This window comes from Sphaerimonospora thailandensis, assembly GCF_016863115.1.
In the GTDB taxonomy this organism is placed as follows: Bacteria; Actinomycetota; Actinomycetes; order Streptosporangiales; family Streptosporangiaceae; genus Sphaerimonospora; species Sphaerimonospora cavernae.
In genome coordinates this window covers 1-1,231 of the sequence record NZ_BOOG01000136.1, presented here as the reverse complement: position 1 = coordinate 1,231, position 1,231 = coordinate 1, and the positions used below count along the sequence as shown (strand labels likewise).

The following is a 1,231-nucleotide window of genomic DNA, read 5'->3' as shown; positions in this document are numbered from 1 at the left end:
TGGCTGTGTCAACCCGCAGTGGCCCCACTGGGCTCCCCTGATTTGGACCCACCACGGACGAGGAGGGTGGGTGGAGTTCTCCTGTGAAATGGCCCCACGCTCGGTTCTTGGAGGTTTGGGACTGCGGGGGTGGAAGGGACGCGTTGGGCGGAAGGGGCAGGCTGGGGCCTGACCGGGAATCCTGTCCTGACCGGGCCGTGGAGGCTCGCGGGTCAAGGGCGGCCCGTTAGGGCCGTCGGCGGAGCCGACGCGAAGCGCCCTTGACTCGGGAGAAGGACGGCCTGGTAAGCAGCGTCCCTGGCAGCGGGTCGCGCCCGCCCAACCCCGGGGGCGGGGTGTCATGTAGCGGCGGCGAGGGCGGCGGTGGCGCTTTTGAGCCGGTAGGAGTCGGTGCCGGTGGTGATGATGTGGGCCTGGAAGGTGAGCCGGTCGACGATGGCCGCGCATAGCCGCGGGTCGGTGAAGGTGGTCGTCCATTCGGAGAACGCGGCGTTGGACGCGACCGCGATGGACGCGCGTTCCTCACGTTCGGTGAACACCTGGAACAGGAGTTCGGCGCCGCGGCGGTCGAGTTCGAGGTAGCCCAGTTCGTCCAGGCACAGCAGGTCGACCCGGCCGTAGCGGGCGATGGTGCGGGACAGGACTTTGTCGTCGGCGGCTTCGGCCAGTTCGTTGACCAGGGCGGCCGCGGTGGTGTAGCGCACGCGGTAGCCGGCCTCGGCGGCCGCGATACCCAGCCCGATGAGCAGGTGGGATTTGCCGGTGCCGCTGTCACCGATGAGACACAACGGCTGGCCGTGGGCGACCCAGCCGGCGCCTGCCAGAGTGTGGATCAACGGGGCGGGGACGCCTGGGTTGGCGGTGAAATCGAAGTCATCCAGGCGTTTGACGCGGGGGAAGCCGGCCTCGCGGACGAGGCGGGCCTTGCGGCGTTGCTCGCGTTCGTCGCATTCCAGGGACAGCAGTTCGACCAGGAACGCCTTGTAGGAGATGTGCTGGCGGGCGGCTGCGGCGGCCAGTTCGGCGTGCTGGGCGCGCATGGTGGGCAGACGCAGGATGCGGCAGGCCTGATCGATCGCGGCGTCGGCGGCGGCGTCGGTCAGCTCATCACGGTTACGCACGCTCATCACTCCTCCGTTCCCGTCGGTGACGCCGGTTGTGGGGCCGGTTGCGGGGCCGGGCGGGCTTGGGTGAGCAGTTGGTCGTAGGGGAGGACCGAGGGCGCGGGACG

At 69.8% G+C, this 1,231-nt stretch carries 1 protein-coding gene; it reads right to left on the bottom strand.

The genetic code is table 11. The features are described 5' to 3' along the window. Positions 1-338 precede the first annotated feature (338 nt). Positions 339-1,121 (bottom strand): IS21-like element helper ATPase IstB, encoded by a 783-nt coding sequence (gene istB / locus Mth01_RS29305; protein ID WP_407695992.1) that lies wholly within the window; start codon positions 1,119-1,121, stop codon positions 339-341. Between the last annotated feature and the right edge of the window lie 110 nt (positions 1,122-1,231).